The organism is Actinomyces sp., from assembly GCF_030530635.1.
In the GTDB taxonomy this organism is placed as follows: domain Bacteria; phylum Actinomycetota; class Actinomycetes; order Actinomycetales; family Actinomycetaceae; genus Actinomyces.
Genome location: NZ_JAUMUL010000001.1, coordinates 14,988 through 31,839, shown reverse-complemented (window position 1 = coordinate 31,839; position 16,852 = coordinate 14,988). Strand labels below are relative to the sequence as shown.

The window sequence follows — 16,852 nt, the reverse complement described above, 5'->3', positions numbered from 1 at the left end:
CTAGATTTGTTTTGCCGGACCACTAGATGCCGCTAGGCTGACGGCATCGGCTCGAACTCGTAGGAGGCACATCATGGAGACCCGCCCGCTCCCCGCCCTGGATCGCAATATCTCCGCCGTCGGCATCGGCACCTGGCAGCTCGGCTCCGACTGGGGCGAAGTCACCGCCGATGATGCCACCGCCACCCTGCAGGCGGCGCTCGACGCAGGCGTCACCTTCATTGACACCGCCGACGTCTACGGCGACGGCCGCTCCGAGCAGTTCGTCGGCGCCTTCGCCGCCGCCCACCCCGACGCCGGACTCACCATCGCCACCAAGATGGGCCGACGCGTGGAACAGCTCCCCGGCAATTACACGCGCGAAGCCTTCCTGACCTGGAACGACCGTTCCCGGAAGAACCTGGGCGTGGACACCATCGACCTGGTGCAGCTGCACTGCCCGCCCAGTGAGGTCATCTCCGCCGAGCACACCTGGGACTGGCTGGAGGAGATGGTGGCGGGCGGCCGCATCCGCGCCTACGGCGTCAGCGTGGAGACCTGCGCCCAGGCCCTGGAGGCCATGCGACGCCCCGGCTGCGCCAGCGTGCAGATAATCATCAACGTCCTGCGCCGCAAGCCGCTGGAACAAGTGCTGCCGACGGCGCAGGCCACGAGCACCGCGATCATCGCCCGCGTGCCGCTGGCCTCCGGACTTCTGTCCGGCCGCTACACCACGGACACCACCTTCCCCGCCTCCGACCACCGCAACTACAACCGCGACGGCTCCGCCTTCGACATCGGCGAGACTTTCTCCGGAGTGCCCTTCAACGTCGGCGTCAAGGCCGCCCAGGAGTTCAGCGCCCTGTGCCGCGAGCTCGGCCCGGCGGGCGCCACCCCCACCCAGGTGGCACTGCGCTGGATCCTGGACCAGCCGGGCGTCGCCACCGTGATCCCCGGCGCGCGCAACGCCGAACAGGCCCGCGCCAACGCCTCCGCCGCCGCCCTGGAACCGCTCAGCGAGCAGCTGCATGCCGCCCTGGCGGACCTGTACGACCGGCGCATCCGCGCCCACGTGCACGACCGCTGGTAAGGCGAGCCGCCCCGCGCGCCACCGTCCCACTCTTCGGGCTACCGGCCGGCAGCCCGACGGCGGCACTGGCACCCCTCTGACCGGCAGGCAATGTCGCTCCCGCCGCGGGGGTTCCCGGAATGCCCACGTCAGCCCCGGCGCCGGTTGGCGGCGGCCATGGCGCGCGCCGCGTCCCGCTTGTCCTGCGCCTCTCGCAGGGCCTGGCGCTTGTCCCAGTCCTGCTTACCGCGGGCCAGGGCGATCTCGAGTTTTACGCGCCCGGCGGTGAAGTACAGCTCCAGGGGCACGATCGTGTACCCCTTGGCCTGCACCCGCTGCGCGAGCCTGTCCAGCTCGGCCCGGTGCAGCAGCAGCTTGCGCTTGCGGCGCGGGGAATGGTTGTTCCAGGTGCCTTGCAGGTATTCGGGAATGTGGGCGCCCTGCAGCCAGGCCTCACCGTTGCGGTCGATCTCGATCCACGCCTCGGTCAGGGAGGCACGCCCCATGCGCAGTGCCTTGACCTCGGTGCCGGTCAGGGCGAGCCCCGCCTCGTAGCGGTCCTCAATGAAGTAGTCGTGCGTCGCCTTGCGGTTGCGGGCGATGGTCTTGTGCGCGTCGGCAGCCGCCTTAGCGCGCTCCGCCGGAGTGAGTTTCCTCGCCCCCTCGGTCTTCTTGGCCACCGGCATCTCCTTCCCTCGTCCCGGGCCGTCAAGCCACGGCGCCGCATATTACTGCCGACGGCGGCGGCCGCCAAGACAGCCCGACCTGCGTTCAGAACCCGGGCAGGCTCATGGGGTCCACCTCAACGCCGTTGATGATCACCTCGAAGTGGACGTGCGGGCCGGTGGCTCCCCCGGTCATGCCCGTTAGGCCGATGGTCTGCCCCCGGGTGACGGTGGCGCCATTGGGCACTGAGATCGCAGACAGGTGGCAGTAGGCGAGCACGACGGACTGGCCGTTGATGACACCTCCGTTGATGAACACGCCATTACCGCATGAACTATTGATGTTGTGGGTGACAGTACCGGCCACTCCCGCGTACTGGGGCGTGCCGGAGGAGGCAACGAGGTCGACCCCGGCATGTAGCCGGCTCTCCCCGGTGATGGGGTGGATCCGGTAGCCGAAGGGAGAGGCGACGATGAGCGGACCTGCGATCGGGTGTCCGATCGTCCCGCTTCCCAGTGAGGATGACGCCCCCGCGTCCGAGGCTGAACCGGTGTATCCGGCGGAGGCCCGATTCGCGGCGTCGAGTTCGGCGATCTTGGCGGCGGCGGCCTCCTCGTCGGCGGCCGCCTGCGCCTGCTGCTGCTCCAGGCCGGCCTTCTGCGTCTCCAGGTTCGAGGCGGCGGTCGCCTTCTCGGCCTTCAGGGAGGCCACCTGGTCACGTTTGGTCTTGGCGGTGTCCTTTGCGGCCTGGGCCGCCGATTTGGCGGCATCTGCCTCTGCCTTGAGCGTGGACACGCGTTCGGTGGTGGCGTCCTGCCGCGCCTCCCGGTTGGCCGCCAGAGCGCGGTCCTCTTCCGCGGCAGCCAGGACGGAGTCCTGCACACCGGCGGCGATCTCCATGGTGGAGGTCCGGTCGGCGAGATCATCGACCGAATCGGAGGAGAACACGTAGGTCCAGGAGGTGATGGCACTGTCACCCTGGTAGGTGGCCACAACCAGGTCCGCCACCGAGGTGACGTTCTCATCCACGGTGTTCTGTGTCTGTTCCGACTCCTCCTTCAGGGCGGACAGCTCGGATTCGGCCACAGCCAGACGGTCGGCGGCAGTCTGCTGCTCCCGCTCCTTCTCGGCCAGCACCGTCTGGGCGTCGTCAAGCTCGGTCTGCGCGGTGGCCAGGGAGGCCTCGGCATTCTGCAGTTCAATATAGGCCTGACCGAGTTCAGCGGACACGCCCTCCAGGGATGCGGCCAACTCTGCCTGTTTGCGCTGAGCGGCGGCCTGATCATCGACCGCGTCCTGACGCTCATCGGCCAGCGCGGCGACGGACAGCGGGGCGGCCACTAGCACCAGCGTGAAGGCCCCGACAGCCCCGCGACCGGTCCGTCGCTTGACGCGGTGGCGGATGGGGTACGGCAGAAATGCGGAGAGCAGTGGGAGCATGAGAATCAGACCCTCGTGTACTTGGACAGTGAGAAGGCGGAGGAGACCAGCGCCAGGACGACGGCGGCCAGTAGCAGCCAGGGGGCCAGCCGCAGAACATCGCCGGTGCCGATGAAGGCGACGAAGGTGATCGATTCGGCCAGCCAGTCCACGATGATGTAGCGCACGCCCGCCCACAACGCGGCCACGGCGCCGATCGCCCCGATCAGCGCGGCGATGGCACCCTCAAGCATGAAGGGCAGCTGTATGAACAGGTTCGAGGCGCCGACCAATCGCATGATGCCGGTCTCCTTGGATCGACTCATGGCCGACAACCGAATGGTCGTCGCTATCAGCAGCACCGCCGTCAGTGCCAGGATGGCGGCCAGCCCTCCGGTGATCCACGACGTCCGGTTCATCACCACGAACAGCGGTTCGAGGGTGTCGGACTGGTCAACTACGCGTTCAACGCCGGGACGGCCGGTGAACTGTTCGGCGACCACCTGGTACTTCTCCGGGTCCACCAGCTTGATGCGGAAGGAGACCGGCATCATGTCCTCGGTGGCGTTGCGGCCCAGGCGCTTGTCCCCATAAGCGTCCATGAATCGTTTGTAAGCCTCGGCCTTGGACTCGATGCTGTAGCTGTCGATGTAGGGGGCGAGCGTGTCGGAGTTGACCAGATCCTCGACGGCGTCGATCTGCTCCTGGGTGGCCTCACCCTCCGCGCAGGCGGCCACGCTGGACGGCGTCGGGCACATGTAGACGCTGACCTCGACCTTGTCGTACCAGTAGCCCTTCATTACGGAGATCTGGTTCTGCAACAGCACCGAGGCGCCGACGAACAGCAGTGACACGAAGGACACCAGGATCACCGAGACGGTCATGACCAGGTTGCGGCTGAGCCCCTTGAAGATCTCGGAGACGATGAAACGGAATCGCATGCGGTTACCTCAATACCTCATTCACTGCATTCACGGCATTCACGAATGTTCAATGCTCCACCGGCCTCAGCGGTCCGAGCCGTACACGCCGCGAGCCTGGTCACGTACAACCTCTCCGGCCTTTAGCTCGATGACGCGTTTACGCATCTGGTCGACGATCTCGTCGTCGTGGGTGGCCATGACCACGGTGGTGCCCTGCCGGTTGATGCGGTCCAGCAGGCGCATGATGCCCACGGAGGTCGACGGGTCGAGGTTGCCGGTGGGTTCGTCGGCCATCAGCAGCTTGGGACGGTTGACCATGGCGCGGGCAATGGCCACGCGCTGCTGCTCGCCGCCGGACAACTCATGGGGCAGTCGCTTCTCCTTGCCCGACAGCCCCACCAATTCCAGCGCCTCGGGAACGGCGGAAAGGATGTAGTGGCGGGGCTTGCCGATCACCTGGGAGGCGATGGCCACGTTCTCGAATACGCTCTTGTTCTCCAGCAGCCGGAAGTCCTGGAAGACGAAGCCCATTTCCTGACGCAGCTTGGGAACCTTCCAACTGGAGATCTGCGACAGGTCGCGCCCGAGCACGTGGATGGACCCGGAGGTGGGTCGCTCCTCGCGCAGGGTCAGGCGCAGGAAGGTGGATTTTCCGGAACCGGAGGCTCCCACCAGGAACACGAACTCCTCGCGCTCGATCTCAATGGAGACGTCGTCGAGCGCAGGCCGTGCTCCGCGCTTGTACACCTTGGAGACGTTGTCGAATCGGATCATTGGGAGGCTGCTTCCTGCTCGTGGCCGACGCAGACACGCCGGGACTGTGAACACGGTAATCAGTGACGCCTGATTTCCCGGGCGTGACACGCCCGGACGCGCCTAATCCGGAGGTGGTCGAGCCCACGCCGAGGTTCTACCGTTTCAGTCATGTCGGCAATGCACCCGGACCGCGAAGATTCCCCCAGCGCCACCTCCCACAGTCGACCCGTGCTCGACGTCGGCTCTTGGAGCCGCTTCGCCCCCTCGTTGACACACCTGCTCGATACGGCCGAACGGACCACCGGGATCGGCACCAGGGCCCCTGCCCCGGTGGCCCCTACCGTCCAGGAGTCTCAAAGCCCCACGACGGTACGGCTGCGGGCCGCGGCACCGATCGTCTACGCCGACACGGCCGCCCATAGGAGGCCGGTACGCGGCCCCCTGCGCCTACTGCGCCGCCGTCGTCCGTCCCCCTCCCCGCTGGCGCCGCTCCTGGTGGTCAGCTCCGGCGATGCGGGAGTATGGCTGACAGCGCCGCGGCTGGACGACGACGGCCGTGCCCTGCTGGGTGACGACGCCCTGAATGCCCTGACCGCACTGGGCTGGCGGCGACGCGGCCGGGAATTGGTGCGGCACATGGCGGATATGGGGGCGGCGGCCGACATGACGGTGCGGGTGCTGATCGAGGTGTTCGACGTCGCTCACCCGGCAGACCTGTCCGTGGACATTGATTCGACCGGGGCAGCGCCTCCAGCGACCTGACCGGCAACGGCACGGCCGGCGGCAGCTCGGCCGGCCGAGGGAAGTCACTCGTCCTCGTCGGCGAGCACGTAATCGGCCAGTTCGCCCCCTGTGGCGGGTACGGCGCCGTGCTCCTGAGCACCGCCGGTGCCAGTCTCCTCCACGCGGTGGGGCGGCGTCTGGTATGCGCCCGCAGGGTGATCTGCCGGCAGCCGGTCCTGCCCCTCGGGCGGGGTCTGCCCGACCGCCTGGGAGACCTCGTCCGGGGTAAGCGCGGAGTCGGCGGTCGGCGCAGAGCCGGATGAGGAGGTGGTGACCGACGGCTCCTGTGTTCCCGCCTGGTCGGCCTCAGGGGCGGCGGAGGCGTGGACGATGCGCATGAAACGGGACTCCCCGCGCGTGAGATCGTGTCCCCCGCAGGAGACAGTCAGTACGTTGGTCAGGAACTCATCCGTCCCCTTGGACCAACTCTCCTGGGAGAAGCGTCCGACCAGTACCACGGGGTCGCCCTTGTGCAGGGAGCGCCCCAGGTTCTCAGCCAGCGGTCCCCAAGACTTGGCGGTGAACCAGATGGTCTGCCCGTCCCGCCAGCCCTGCGCGGTGCGGAAGGACGGGGACGTGGCCACGCGGAAATAGCAGTAGGGGCGCCCGCCGGCGGTACGGGTCACGGCGGGGTTCGTGCCGAGGACGCCTTGGACGACCAGATCGAGTTGACGGCTCATGGGGTGCTCCTTCGTTGGGGTGCCGGCACCGTGCCGGCTGCCTCAACGGTCCCGCAGTGACACCCCCAGCCGCCACCGGCCTGTGTATGCGAGGAGCGCGCCCCCTGCACGAACACCACCTGTGGACGCCGGTGACCGCCACCCGCTACCGGTCCGCCACCTCCAGGGCCTGGCGGAGCATACGGTGGCGCACCAACACGCCGTCGGCGGGACGGGTGAGGTCACGGGCAACCACCGACACCAACCGGGCGCGCACGGCCCGCGCATACTCCTCAGCCTCTCGATGGGCGCGCGAGCGGCGAGCAAGCAGCGCCACCGAACTCACCACCAGGCCGACGAGCAGGACGACCGATGGGGCAATCAGCCCAAGACCGAACGCACGCCCCAGCACCAAGTCGACGGCCATCCAGACCACACCGACGAGGGCGGTCAGCATGCCACCCCACCAGGCCAGTTCGATCAGCGGGGCGCGGTGCCGGGGCAGTTGCACGCTACCGACCGCCTCGGCGGTGCGGGCGGCAAGCGCCTCGGGGGCGGCGACGGCGTTCTCCACACTGCGCAACCAGGCACCGGGCAGCCCCTCGGTGGTGCGACGCAGCCAGGTGGTCTGAATGGAGGCGACGGCATCACGTGCGGGCGGACCCGGACGGGCCATGGCACGCGGGAAGGTGCGCGCCATGCCGGTGCGCACGGAGTCCTCCACCGCCTGGACGCCGCAGGCATGCATGAGTGCCGCAACGGCGGCGTCGGCGAGTTCAGTACGAGTGGCCACGGGCTGCGCGGCGGCTGCCGGGCGCAGTCCCAGCGAGATGGCGTCGAGCTCGGCCGAGGCGGTGCGGGCGGCATTGGACTCGCGACGGACCCGCTCCAGGAACAGCTCGCGCACAGCCCCGAGGTTGTCCCCGCGCACCGCGGAGACCGGCAGCACCTGCACATCCTGCAGGCCATCGGCGGCAAGCAGGGAGCGCACATCCGCCAACAACGTGTCGATTCCACCGGCGGGCAGCGTATCCACTTGGTTGACCAGCACCAGCATGTCCTCCTGGCGGGCGCCGAGTTTCCGCAGATAGCCCTCGTGCAGAACCGCATCGGCGTACTTCTGCGGGTCCACCACCCACACCAGGATGTCGGCCAGCGGCACCAGTCGGTTCACCTGAAGGGCATGCTCGGTGCTGACCGAGTCGTAGTCGGGCACGTCCAACAGCACCAGTCCGGCGAAGGCATCCTGGTCGGTGGCGTCCAGTAGGGACTCGCGACGAATGCGCCGATCGTCGACGACTTCGAGGAAGTCGAGCAGGGCCGCCGCATCATCACCCCAGGAGCAGGCGGATGCCAGGGCGGTGGTGGGGCGGCGGGCACCCACGTCGGCGAACTGCAGGCTGGTCAGGGCGTTGAACAGGGAGGACTTGCCCGAGCCGGTACCACCGAATAGGGCGACCACTGTGTGGTCCACGCCCAGGGCGAGTCGCTCGGCGACCTCGTCCAAGCGGTCCCGGGCGGGTAGGGACAGGGAGGCGGGGACCTCCGTGGGGCAGTCGTCCAGCGCGGCGCGCAAACGATCCAGGCGCGCCTGGAGGTGGGCGGCGTCGAGCACATAGTCCCCTGAGGAGGTGGCGGTCGGGTTCGAAGTCATGCGGAGGCTCCCGGGCGGGTGAATGGTGCGAGTTCGCCGGCGCGCAGACGCAGCGCAGCGGCCAGTGCGGGGTCGGGGGCAAGGGCGCGGGCGGCTCCCGCAGGGACGGTGGCGGCAAGAACGTCGATCAGTGCCTGGGTCAACGCGGCCTTGGCGTCCGCGACCACCGGCCCCAGTCCCAGCCGGTCGGCGGCGGCACGGGCCCCCTCAATGCCGGCCGCCGCAGCTATCACCAGGTCGCCGGCTCCCGGTTGGGTGAGCCCCTTGGGCGGGGCGGTCACGCGGGCGTGCTGCTCGGACGCCCAGGCGTCTACCACTCCGGTCGCGTCGGCGCCGGTCGGCAGGAGCTCACCGGCACGAGCGGCGGCGCCGGCGACCTCCCAGGTGCGAACGGCGTCGTCACTCACCGAGACGAGCGCGGCCTCCAGGCGGGAGACGATGGATTCACGGGTGTCACCGGCAAGCGTTGCCAATGCCTCGGCGCGCGCCTTGCGGGTGCGGCCGAACCAGCCGGAGCGGAGTCTGCCACCCTGAGCGAGGGAGGCCAGCGGCCCCCCGGAGGAGGCAAGGGTGACCCAGCGGGTGGTGGGGGCGCCCTGCCCACAGGTTCCCTGTTCGACGTCGGCGCGCAGGTCCGCCCCGGGGGCCTTCAGGAGCCGCTGGGAGGCCTCCTCCAACTGGGTGGCGGCATCGTCCTGAGCGTCAACTCCATCGGCGAGAGTGATCAGATCCGCGCGCAGACCGCTCCACAGTCCACGTCCGGTGCGCCGCACCAGTCCGGCGGCCCGGTGCCGGCCGGCCAGCAGGCGCAGCCAGTCCCGCAACTCGCCGACTGATGACTCGGGCAGCAGGCCCTCGTGCGGGCCGGCGTCGGGGACCACGAAGAAGGGCGACTCGGCCAGGCCCAGCGCGTCCAGGCGCTCAATCAGGTCGCGGCGCACCTCCGGCAGAACGGTAGCGGGCACCCGGTTCAGGACCACACCGATGGGTGTCCCGCGCCCGGCCGCCTCCTCCAAGGAAACCCAGGGGGTGTGGTCTCCGTAGCGGGCGGCGGTGGTTATGAACAGCCACAGGTCGGCGGCCTCCAACAGTCGAACCGCCAGAGCCCGGTTGGTCTCCTGCACGGAATCCAGGTCGGAGGCGTCCACGAGCGCCAGTCCCGCGGGGATGGCGGCAGAGGCTACGGTCAGGCAGACCTGGGCGATCGGGTGATCGGCGAGAACCGTCTCGTCCTCGGGGTTGACCACGAGCACCGGGGTGCGGGTGGTGGGGCGCAGGACGCCCGCGTCCGATACCTCCTGACCGAGCACGGAGTTGACCAGGGTTGACTTTCCAGCGCCGGTGGAGCCGCCTACTACGACGATCGCCGGGATGTCGGCGTCGGCCAGTCGGGGCAGCACATGGTCGCGGATCTGGGCGATAAGGCCGGCGCGCAGGCGACGCGCATCCTCGACTCCATCGGTGTTGAGACTCAGATCGAGCTTGGACAGGTCTCCCACGGTGTCGGTGAGGACATCAATGAGCTGCGCGCGGCTGAGCGCAGAGACGGGAACGTCTTCTCCGGCGGGCAGCGGGGAAGCAGATGAGACCATGGCACAACTTTAGGCGGAAGCGGGGGCACAGCCGGAACCGACCCGCCATTACAGTATCGGGCCTACCCACCGGTGGCGTCCGGCTCAGCGGCGACCTCGGCGGGCCAGGCCGATGTAGCAGACCAGGAAGCAGACCAGGCCGATCACGGACAGTACAGCCAGGTTGAAGCCCCACTGGGAGACAGTGTGCTCCCACAGGTCCTCGGCACGGGTGGGCAGGATGTCATTCATCTGGACCGTGGAGGCGGCCATGGCGTAGCCCCAGCGGGCGGGGACGAACCAGGCGAGCTGCTCGAACACCGCCCGGCCGGCGACGGGGATGACCCCTCCGGCCAGCACCAGTTGCGCCATGATCGTGACCACCAGCACCGGCATGACTTGCTCGGAGGAGGAGACGAAGGCCGAAACGGCCAGTCCCAGCAGACCGGAGACGAAGGCAACCACCCAGCAGCACACAGCCAGTTCCACGCCCGGCGAGCCCAACAGGACCGCATCGGTGGGGGCCTTGTTCAACGCCAGGGCGATCCCTACCATGACGGCGGTCTGCACGGTGACGATGAGGGCCAGCACAACTGTCTTGGCCACCAGGTAGGAGCCGGCCCGCAGGCCCACCGCCTTCTCCCGCAGATAGACGTCGCGCTCACCCACCAGTTCGCGGATGGTTGCGGCCATCCCGGAGAATGCGGCACCGGTGATCAGAATGACCAGCAGCTCGAGGGCCTGCATGGAGTAGCGCACGCATGGCTGTTCGGGCGTCGGCTCGGGCAGGTCGGGGACGGCGAAGCCGTTGGACCCGGCGATGGCCTCGGTGAGCAGGCCGATGATCACGGGCAGCGCCAGCATGAACACCAGGTATGAGGGGTCGGCGGCGATGATGCGCAGGTGACGGCGCACCAGGGTGGAGACCTGCCGCAGGGCGGACTGCTGCGGAGACTGGCGCTCATCGGCACTGGTCGACGTGGTGATCCTGCGGCCGTCACCGCGGCGGGTGGAGGGCACGGTCGCCTCCAGGTAGGCGCGCAACTCGGCCGCATGGTTGCGGATCAGTGCATAGACGTCGGCGAAGCCGTCAATCGACACCGGATCGGGGAAGCCACCCCGCGGCGCATTGACCACCAGCCGCCCGGCCCGCCCGAACTCAGCCAGGCGCTGACTGAAGTACGCGATCACCTCCCGGGGCGCCCCGAAGTACACGGGGGTGCCGCCGGCGGCCAGGATGAGGACCTTGTCGGCACGATCGATGTGATTCTCATTGTGAGTAACCACCACCACGGTCCGTCCGGTGTCTCCGGGGCGTGTGCCGTGCGCCAAGGAGGCCAACAGCTCCATCACATCCCGGTCCAATTGCGGGTCCAGACCGGAGGTGGGCTCGTCCAGGAACAGCAGGGAGGGCCGGGTGAGCAGCTCAATGGCGGTGGACACGCGCTTGCGCTGGCCGCCGGACAGCTGCTTGACCTTCTTGTCCACATGCTCGGACAGGTCCAGGTCCTCCAGGACCTCATCAATACGGGTCCGCCGCTCGGCCTTGGAAACATCCTTGGCGAAACGCAGCTCGGCGGCGTACTCCAGTGTCTGGCGCACGCTCAGAGCGGAGTGGACCACATCGGACTGGGGGACCACGCCGATCTTGTTGCGCATCACCGGGTAGTGCTCATACACGTCCAGCCCGTCGAACAGGACCTGCCCCTGTTGGGCCTTCTGCTCCCCGGTCAGCGCCTTGAGCAGGGTGGATTTGCCCGCGCCGGACGGTCCCACCACGGCCAGCAACTCATTGCCGGGCAGGGAGAATGAGATGCCGTCCAGCAGTTTAAGCCTGCCGTCGTTTACGAAGAAGGTCAGGTCGCGTCCCACCAACTCCCCGGAGGCTGTGGCCACCTGCACCTCGCAAGTGCCGTCCGGGCTGATCACCACGAAGGTGGAACCCATGCCGAAGGTGGTCGGCTCGGTAACCCGGTAGCTCTGGATGCGCTGCTGCCCCACGAACACGCCATTGGTGGAACGCAGGTCCGTGACCACAATCCCCTGGGGCGTCAGATCCACACGCGCGTGGTGGCCGGACACGCGCGGGTCGTCCAGGCGCAGATTGGCGTCGGGGGCCCGCCCGATGGTGCCGGAAGAGGTGATGGTCACCTTGGCGATGGTTCGACGCCGGGCGGTGGGGTAACCGCCGGTGCCACCGGAGGCCGCCGAGCGGGGCGAGCCGGGAGGACTGGCGATGGTGGCGGCCGAAGCGGCCGAAGATGTCAGTCCGGTCGGCGAACCAGGTGAGCCGACGACGGTCTGAGCGGACTGCGCGGACTGCGCTTGCGCGAACGGTGCCGGAGTGCCCGCCGACACGCCGTAACCATTCGGGGCCGGCGCCGGGGGCGGGGAGTCCTGGGCGGCGGACTGTGGATACTGCGCCGTCGCCGTCGCCGGGCCGACGGCCGATGAGCCGGGGGCCGCCGTCGGCACGAAGTCGATTCCGGGGCCCGAGCTGTTGGCGAGGTAGATGCGGGTGGGGCCGGTGAGCAGAGCCCGTCGGGTGTCCTGACCGGCCACCAGCATCCCGTTTGTACGCGAGACGCACTCCACCACCCAACCCTCCGGCGTCGGCGTCACGCGCAGATGCTCGCCGGAGACCACGTTGGATGTGTCCACCACGACGTCACAGGTGGGCCTTCTGCCAACGGTAAAAGCCGCGGAGAACATGCGCGGCTGTTCATAGGCGGGAGCGTTGGTCAGACGTACTGCGAGCACTGTTGGGGGCACGGTGATCCTTCCGAGATCGTGGGGCGAGAGCACACCGACTGATTCGAAACCATACCGTCACCGGTCACCGCCCAGCAGGAAGTTCCAGCCCCGCGGAGTGGGAACTTCTATCCAGTGTGACGTACCCTGGGGCGAGCAGCCTCCGTAGCTCAATGGATAGAGCATCGGCCTTCTAATCCGCAGGTTCCCGGTTCGAGTCCGGGCGGGGGCACCAACGAAAACTCCATATGTGACGAGGCGGGCGGGCCTGTTCCGTCCTCAGTCCGGGTCTGCGCGTCCGAGTCTGCGCGGCAGTTGGCGTGCAGGGACGGGGCATATGCGTTGCGGTAGGCGCGGGCCGCCTCGCACTGGGTGGGCAAGTACCGCCAATGACCCGCTGCCCCGACCTACCCGGGTCTACACTCGGCCACCGTGAGCCGACAGATGACTACCGCCGACCCCCTGGTGTGGATCGACTGCGAGATGACGGGCCTGAACCTGGAGACGGACGCATTGATCGAAGTGGCGGTAATCGTCACCGACTACGAGCTCAAGCCGCTGGGAAAGGGCATCGACGTCCTCATCAAGCCTCCGGCGGCCGCCCTGGAGCAGATGGGCGACTACGTGCGCGAAATGCACACCAGCTCCGGCCTGCTGGAGGAGCTGGAGGAGGGGCTGACGCTTCAGGAGGCCGGACGCACGGTCCTGGACTACGTGAAGTCCCTGGTGCCGGAGGCCCGCACCGCGCAGCTGGCGGGCAACTCGGTAGCCACCGATAAGTCCTTCCTGGCTCGCGACATGCCCGAACTCATCGATTTCCTGCACTACCGGATCGTAGACGTCTCCTCCATCAAGGAGGTAGCCAAGCGCTGGTTCCCGCGCACCTTCTTCCACGCCCCGGACAAGCACGGCGGGCACCGTGCGCTGGCCGACATCCTGGAGTCGATCGACGAGCTGCGCTACTACCGGGCGGTGCTGTTCCCCGAGGGCGAGGGCCCCACGAGTGAGCAGTGCCAGGCGGCCGCGGCCGAAATTGTCGCGCACCCTACGGCACAGCTGCTCTGACGGCGTCCAGTCCCCGGCTTCTCCGCCCCGGCGGGTCGCGGCGCCCCGCACCATCTGGACCAGCACCCCGACGACGGTGCCCGTCCCCGACGCCTGCACTCACCGCCCTGCCGCGAGGGTGACGCAGTACACGGCACGCGGATTGGTGTAGCAGCAGGTGAGCCGATAAAGTACCGATTCGGTGCGACGCCGTCGCCCGATGGTGGCTGTAGCTCAGTCGGTAGAGCGCCTGGTTGTGGTCCAGGAGGTCGCGGGTTCAAGCCCCGTCAGCCACCCCACCAATCTCCCCCAGCATTCCAATGGATGCCGGGGCCGGCGCCTCACTCCTGTCTACCGTGTTAAGGGCTTCTCCAAATCGCGGTTGCGCGATCGGCTCGAGGTCGAGGGCTTCGTCTATGAGCACCGGCCGGAGCTTGGTAACCCGAAGGACAACCGACCCGGCTACGCCTTCCCCGGCTCGGCGGATGCCAACCGCGCTCACCTACGCTACTTCGAGCAAGTCCTCGACTCGGCCAAGGGGACGGCGGCGATTGACTACTTGGCGACGCTCGTCGATGCGGGGGAGGTCGTCTTCATCTTGTGCTTCGAGCACGACCAGCGCTGCTGCCACCGGGCTCAGGTCATTGACGCCGCACACCAGACATGTACGCCAACCACCAGCACACCGCACCCCCAGACGCGAAGAACTACTGAAGACCACCGAACTGCAGCCGGCAGGACGGCCGCCGCCGCATCTCCATCCCACGGATGAGGACAGGCCGTCCGGCGCCATGCAACATTGGCTCAGCACGCGCCGTCGCCTGGAAAGGACCATCCGTGCACCGTCGAGAGTTCATGCTCATGCTCGCTGCTGGCACCGCCGGGGCGCTGGCCTCCTGCTCCGCTGGCTCGGGTACCGCGAGCGCGCCGACTGGCACCTCCGGCGCCCCGGCCGAAGCAGCACCGACCAACTCGCCTGACACAACACCTTCGGCCTCCCCCACCCCGTCACGCAACCCCCTGTGGCTCCAGGACGGTCCCCCGGCTCTGCCCGAGCCTCAAGATCCCGGCCCGCTCATCACCGCCCTGCCCGACGGCGTCGGCGACGTCGTAGCGATCACCATCGACGACGGCGCGGACACCTCGGTCATCGACGCCTACCTCGACTTCGCCGTCGACTCCGGGGTACGCATCACCTTCTTCGTCACCGGCTCCTATCCGGGCTGGTCCGACTGCCGGGACAAGATGCTGCCGCTGGTGGAGTCCGGCCAGGTGCAGCTGGGAAACCACACGTGGACGCACCCGGGCCTGACCGGGCTCACGGAGTCGGGCATCATCTCCGAGCTGTCACAATGCGAGTCCCTACTCAACACCAGCTTCGGCGTCACCGGCACCCCGTTTATCCGCCCCCCGTTCGGCTATCGTGACGAACGGACGGATTCGGCATGCGCACAGCTGGGTTACACCACGCAGACCATGTGGTACGGATCCTTCGGCGACTCGGGTCTGCTGACCCAGGAGGTGCTGTTGGGCGAGGCACACAAATGGCTGCTGGCCGAGCACATCGTGCTGGGCCACGCCAACGCCCCCACCGTCACCCAGCTGTACGGCGAGATCATCGAGATCCTGCGCGAGCGGTCATTGCAGACCGTCACCCTTGATGACATCTACTTCGGCCCGGGTCACGACCGCCACGTGTGACCCGGCACCCGGAGCCGTCCCAACCGGTGCCAGCACCCGCCAACCGCTACCGCGGCTCGACACCCCGGCGCAGCAGGCCGACGATGTGCCCGTCGATCAGAGCCTCCCAGGAGGCCTCCACCACGTCCGTGCCCACCCCGACCGTCGACCAGGTCTGCTCCCCGTCGGTGATGTCGATTAGTACCCGCACCACCGAACGGGTGCCGCGTTCGGCGTCCAGGATGCGCACCTTGTAGTCGGTCAGCTCGAAAACGGCGCTTTCGGGGTAGACCTGCTCCAACGCCGCGCACAGCGCATGGTCCAGGGCGTTGACGGGACCGTTGCCCTCCCCCAGCACCGCGTAGCGCCGCCCTCCGGCCCACAGCCGCACGGTCGCCTCCGTCTCCGTGACGGTGTCACCCTCGGTGGACAGCAGCCGCTGCCCGGGCAGGGGGCGGGCCTGGATGGAGGCGCGCCAGGACTCGATGCGGAAGTACTCGGGCAGGTCACCGCGGGCGCTGCGCAGCAGCAACTCGAAGGAGCCGTCGGCGGCGTCGTAGGTGTAGCCGGCGGCCTCACGGGCCTTGACGGTCTCGGTGACCCGGGTGAGCAGCTCCCGGTCACCGGAGGCGTCAATGCCGAACTCGCGGGCCTTGAGTTCAATGGAGGCGCGCCCGGCCATCTCCGAGACCAACATGGTCATCGTGTTGCCGACGCGCTCGGGATCGATGTGCTGATACAGGTTCGGGTCCACCCGGATCGCGGAGGCGTGCAACCCGGCCTTGTGCGCGAAGGCCTTCGCACCCACATAGGGCAGACGCCCCGACGGCGGCCGGTTGACGATCTCGCCGACGTGCCGGGCAACGGCGGACAGCTCGGCCAGGTGGCGGGCGCGCTCGGCGGCGTCGCCGGGAAGCACCGTGAAGTCCGTCTTCAGTTCGAGGTCGGCGATGAGGGTGAGCAGGTTGGCGTTGCCGGTGCGCTCGCCCAGCCCGTTGACGCAGCCCTGCACCTGGCGGGCGCCGGCCTCGACAGCGGCCAGGGCTCCGGCGACAGCGACGCCGGCGTCGTCGTGAGTGTGGATGCCGATGGTGCAGTCCCGGTGCCCGGCCCGGTCCAGGACCTCGCGCAGCCGGGCGACTCGCCGGCCGATCACGCTGGGCAGGCTGCCGCCGTTGGTGTCGCAGGCTATGACGGCACTGGCGCCGGCCTGCGCCGCGGACAGGGCGACGGCGAGCGGGTAGGCCCGTGCCGGGTCGCCGTCGTCCGTGTCACCGCCGGCGGCCTCGGCATGGTCGACGCCGTCGAAGTAGTGCTCCAGGTCCACCATCACTTCACGGCCGGCGCCGACCAGCACCGCCACCGTGTCCCGCACCATGCGCAGGTTCTCCTCCGGGCTGGTGCGCAGGGCGCGCTCCACATGCACCGGATCGGACTTGGCGACGATGGTCACCACGGGCGCGCCCGCCTCCAGCAGTGCGCGCACCTGCGGGTCCTCCTCGGCGGCCACACCGGCCTTGCAGGTGGAGCCGAAGGCCACCAGCCGGGCCGTGCGCAGCTCCAACTCCGAGCGGGCGCGGGCGAAGAACTCGGTGTCCTTGGGGATGGCACCGGGCCAGCCGGCCTCAATGTAGGCGACGCCGAGCTCGTCCAGCAGCCGGGCTACGGCGAGCTTGTCGGCGACGGTGAAGGCGATGGACTGTTGCTGGGCGCCGTCGCGCAGGGTGGTGTCGTAGGCGGCGACGGCATCGGGCGTGCCTGCGGGCATGTTTGACCCCCTTCGGTGGGTGTTCACCGGAGAGTCTGTCATATTCCGACACGCCGTCTGTTCCCTGTCGTCGAAGTCGCTGGCCGTCAGGGGCACGAGTGGCAGAACCGACCGGACGCTCACCGGCCTG

Annotated in this window: 14 protein-coding genes and 2 tRNA genes; 7 read left to right on the top strand and 9 right to left on the bottom strand. The window is 68.6% G+C overall.

The window, feature by feature from the left end; genetic code table 11:
* The first annotated feature begins 73 nt into the window (after positions 1 to 73).
* The gene (locus Q4A20_RS00135; RefSeq protein ID WP_303118717.1) at positions 74 to 1,069 is read left to right on the top strand and encodes an aldo/keto reductase; all 996 of its coding nucleotides are present in this window, start codon (positions 74 to 76) and stop codon (positions 1,067 to 1,069) included.
* A 128-nt stretch (positions 1,070 to 1,197) separates the two neighbouring features.
* On the opposite strand, the gene smpB is transcribed toward Q4A20_RS00135, so the two are convergent.
* From smpB to ftsE, 4 genes are all read right to left on the bottom strand, one after another.
* Positions 1,198 to 1,734, bottom strand: a complete 537-nt coding sequence (smpB, locus tag Q4A20_RS00130; RefSeq protein ID WP_303118714.1) for an SsrA-binding protein SmpB — start codon at positions 1,732 to 1,734, stop codon at positions 1,198 to 1,200.
* Between the two features lie 85 nt (positions 1,735 to 1,819).
* Entirely contained in the window at positions 1,820 to 3,154 is a 1,335-nt protein-coding gene (locus Q4A20_RS00125) for a M23 family metallopeptidase (RefSeq protein WP_303118712.1), read from the bottom strand.
* 5 nt (positions 3,155 to 3,159) lie between these two features.
* On the bottom strand, positions 3,160 to 4,074 hold the full coding sequence (ftsX, locus tag Q4A20_RS00120) for a permease-like cell division protein FtsX (RefSeq protein ID WP_303118711.1): 915 nt from the start codon (positions 4,072 to 4,074) through the stop codon (positions 3,160 to 3,162).
* A gap of 66 nt (positions 4,075 to 4,140) precedes the next feature.
* Positions 4,141 to 4,830: a cell division ATP-binding protein FtsE gene (ftsE, locus tag Q4A20_RS00115; protein WP_303118709.1), complete on the bottom strand. Its 690-nt coding sequence runs from the start codon at positions 4,828 to 4,830 to the stop codon at positions 4,141 to 4,143.
* A 150-nt stretch (positions 4,831 to 4,980) separates the two neighbouring features.
* Between ftsE and Q4A20_RS00110 the strand changes: the two genes are divergently transcribed.
* Positions 4,981 to 5,574: a hypothetical protein gene (locus tag Q4A20_RS00110; RefSeq protein ID WP_303118707.1), complete on the top strand. Its 594-nt coding sequence runs from the start codon at positions 4,981 to 4,983 to the stop codon at positions 5,572 to 5,574.
* 44 nt (positions 5,575 to 5,618) lie between these two features.
* Here the strand turns inward: Q4A20_RS00110 and ssb are convergent, their stop codons facing one another.
* From ssb to Q4A20_RS00090, 4 genes are all read right to left on the bottom strand, one after another.
* The gene (gene ssb / locus Q4A20_RS00105; RefSeq protein WP_303118704.1) at positions 5,619 to 6,275 is read right to left on the bottom strand and encodes a single-stranded DNA-binding protein; all 657 of its coding nucleotides are present in this window, start codon (positions 6,273 to 6,275) and stop codon (positions 5,619 to 5,621) included.
* Positions 6,276 to 6,420: 145 nt separating this feature from the next.
* A complete protein-coding gene (locus tag Q4A20_RS00100) occupies positions 6,421 to 7,908 on the bottom strand; it encodes a GTPase (RefSeq protein WP_303118701.1) in 1,488 nt (495 codons plus the stop codon).
* Positions 7,905 to 9,500, bottom strand: a complete 1,596-nt coding sequence (locus Q4A20_RS00095) for a GTPase (protein ID WP_303118698.1) — start codon at positions 9,498 to 9,500, stop codon at positions 7,905 to 7,907. The genes Q4A20_RS00100 and Q4A20_RS00095 overlap by 4 nt, the downstream gene beginning before the upstream one ends.
* 84 nt (positions 9,501 to 9,584) lie before the next feature.
* On the bottom strand, positions 9,585 to 12,251 hold the full coding sequence (locus Q4A20_RS00090) for an ATP-binding cassette domain-containing protein (RefSeq protein WP_303118696.1): 2,667 nt from the start codon (positions 12,249 to 12,251) through the stop codon (positions 9,585 to 9,587).
* A 138-nt stretch (positions 12,252 to 12,389) separates the two neighbouring features.
* Between Q4A20_RS00090 and Q4A20_RS00085 the strand changes: the two genes are divergently transcribed.
* From Q4A20_RS00085 to Q4A20_RS00065, 5 genes are all read left to right on the top strand, one after another.
* Positions 12,390 to 12,465, top strand: a tRNA-Arg gene (locus Q4A20_RS00085).
* A gap of 209 nt (positions 12,466 to 12,674) precedes the next feature.
* A complete protein-coding gene (orn, locus tag Q4A20_RS00080; protein ID WP_303119007.1) occupies positions 12,675 to 13,295 on the top strand; it encodes an oligoribonuclease in 621 nt (206 codons plus the stop codon).
* A 202-nt stretch (positions 13,296 to 13,497) separates the two neighbouring features.
* A tRNA-His gene (locus Q4A20_RS00075) sits at positions 13,498 to 13,573 on the top strand.
* Positions 13,531 to 14,046, top strand: a complete 516-nt coding sequence (locus tag Q4A20_RS00070; RefSeq protein WP_303119004.1) for a DUF488 domain-containing protein — start codon at positions 13,531 to 13,533, stop codon at positions 14,044 to 14,046. The genes Q4A20_RS00075 and Q4A20_RS00070 overlap by 43 nt, the downstream gene beginning before the upstream one ends.
* 65 nt (positions 14,047 to 14,111) lie before the next feature.
* On the top strand, positions 14,112 to 14,975 hold the full coding sequence (locus tag Q4A20_RS00065) for a polysaccharide deacetylase family protein (protein WP_303118693.1): 864 nt from the start codon (positions 14,112 to 14,114) through the stop codon (positions 14,973 to 14,975).
* Between the two features lie 46 nt (positions 14,976 to 15,021).
* On the opposite strand, the gene cimA is transcribed toward Q4A20_RS00065, so the two are convergent.
* Positions 15,022 to 16,722: a citramalate synthase gene (cimA, locus tag Q4A20_RS00060; protein WP_303118690.1), complete on the bottom strand. Its 1,701-nt coding sequence runs from the start codon at positions 16,720 to 16,722 to the stop codon at positions 15,022 to 15,024.
* Between the last annotated feature and the right edge of the window lie 130 nt (positions 16,723 to 16,852).

Bases quoted from the DNA above. Each gene is read 5' to 3' on its own strand.
- ftsX (WP_303118711.1), bottom strand. From the start codon at position 4,074: ATGCGATTCCGTTTCATCGTCTCCGAGATCTTCAAGGGGCTCAGCCGC.
- Q4A20_RS00100 (WP_303118701.1), bottom strand. From the start codon at position 7,908: ATGACTTCGAACCCGACCGCCACCTCCTCAGGGGACTATGTGCTCGAC.
- Q4A20_RS00125 (WP_303118712.1), bottom strand. From the start codon at position 3,154: ATGCTCCCACTGCTCTCCGCATTTCTGCCGTACCCCATCCGCCACCGC.
- orn (WP_303119007.1), top strand. From the start codon at position 12,675: ATGACTACCGCCGACCCCCTGGTGTGGATCGACTGCGAGATGACGGGC.
- smpB (WP_303118714.1), bottom strand. From the start codon at position 1,734: ATGCCGGTGGCCAAGAAGACCGAGGGGGCGAGGAAACTCACTCCGGCG.
- cimA (WP_303118690.1), bottom strand. From the start codon at position 16,722: ATGCCCGCAGGCACGCCCGATGCCGTCGCCGCCTACGACACCACCCTG.
- ftsE (WP_303118709.1), bottom strand. From the start codon at position 4,830: ATGATCCGATTCGACAACGTCTCCAAGGTGTACAAGCGCGGAGCACGG.
- Q4A20_RS00135 (WP_303118717.1), top strand. From the start codon at position 74: ATGGAGACCCGCCCGCTCCCCGCCCTGGATCGCAATATCTCCGCCGTC.
- Q4A20_RS00110 (WP_303118707.1), top strand. From the start codon at position 4,981: ATGTCGGCAATGCACCCGGACCGCGAAGATTCCCCCAGCGCCACCTCC.
- Q4A20_RS00095 (WP_303118698.1), bottom strand. From the start codon at position 9,500: ATGGTCTCATCTGCTTCCCCGCTGCCCGCCGGAGAAGACGTTCCCGTC.
- ssb (WP_303118704.1), bottom strand. From the start codon at position 6,275: ATGAGCCGTCAACTCGATCTGGTCGTCCAAGGCGTCCTCGGCACGAAC.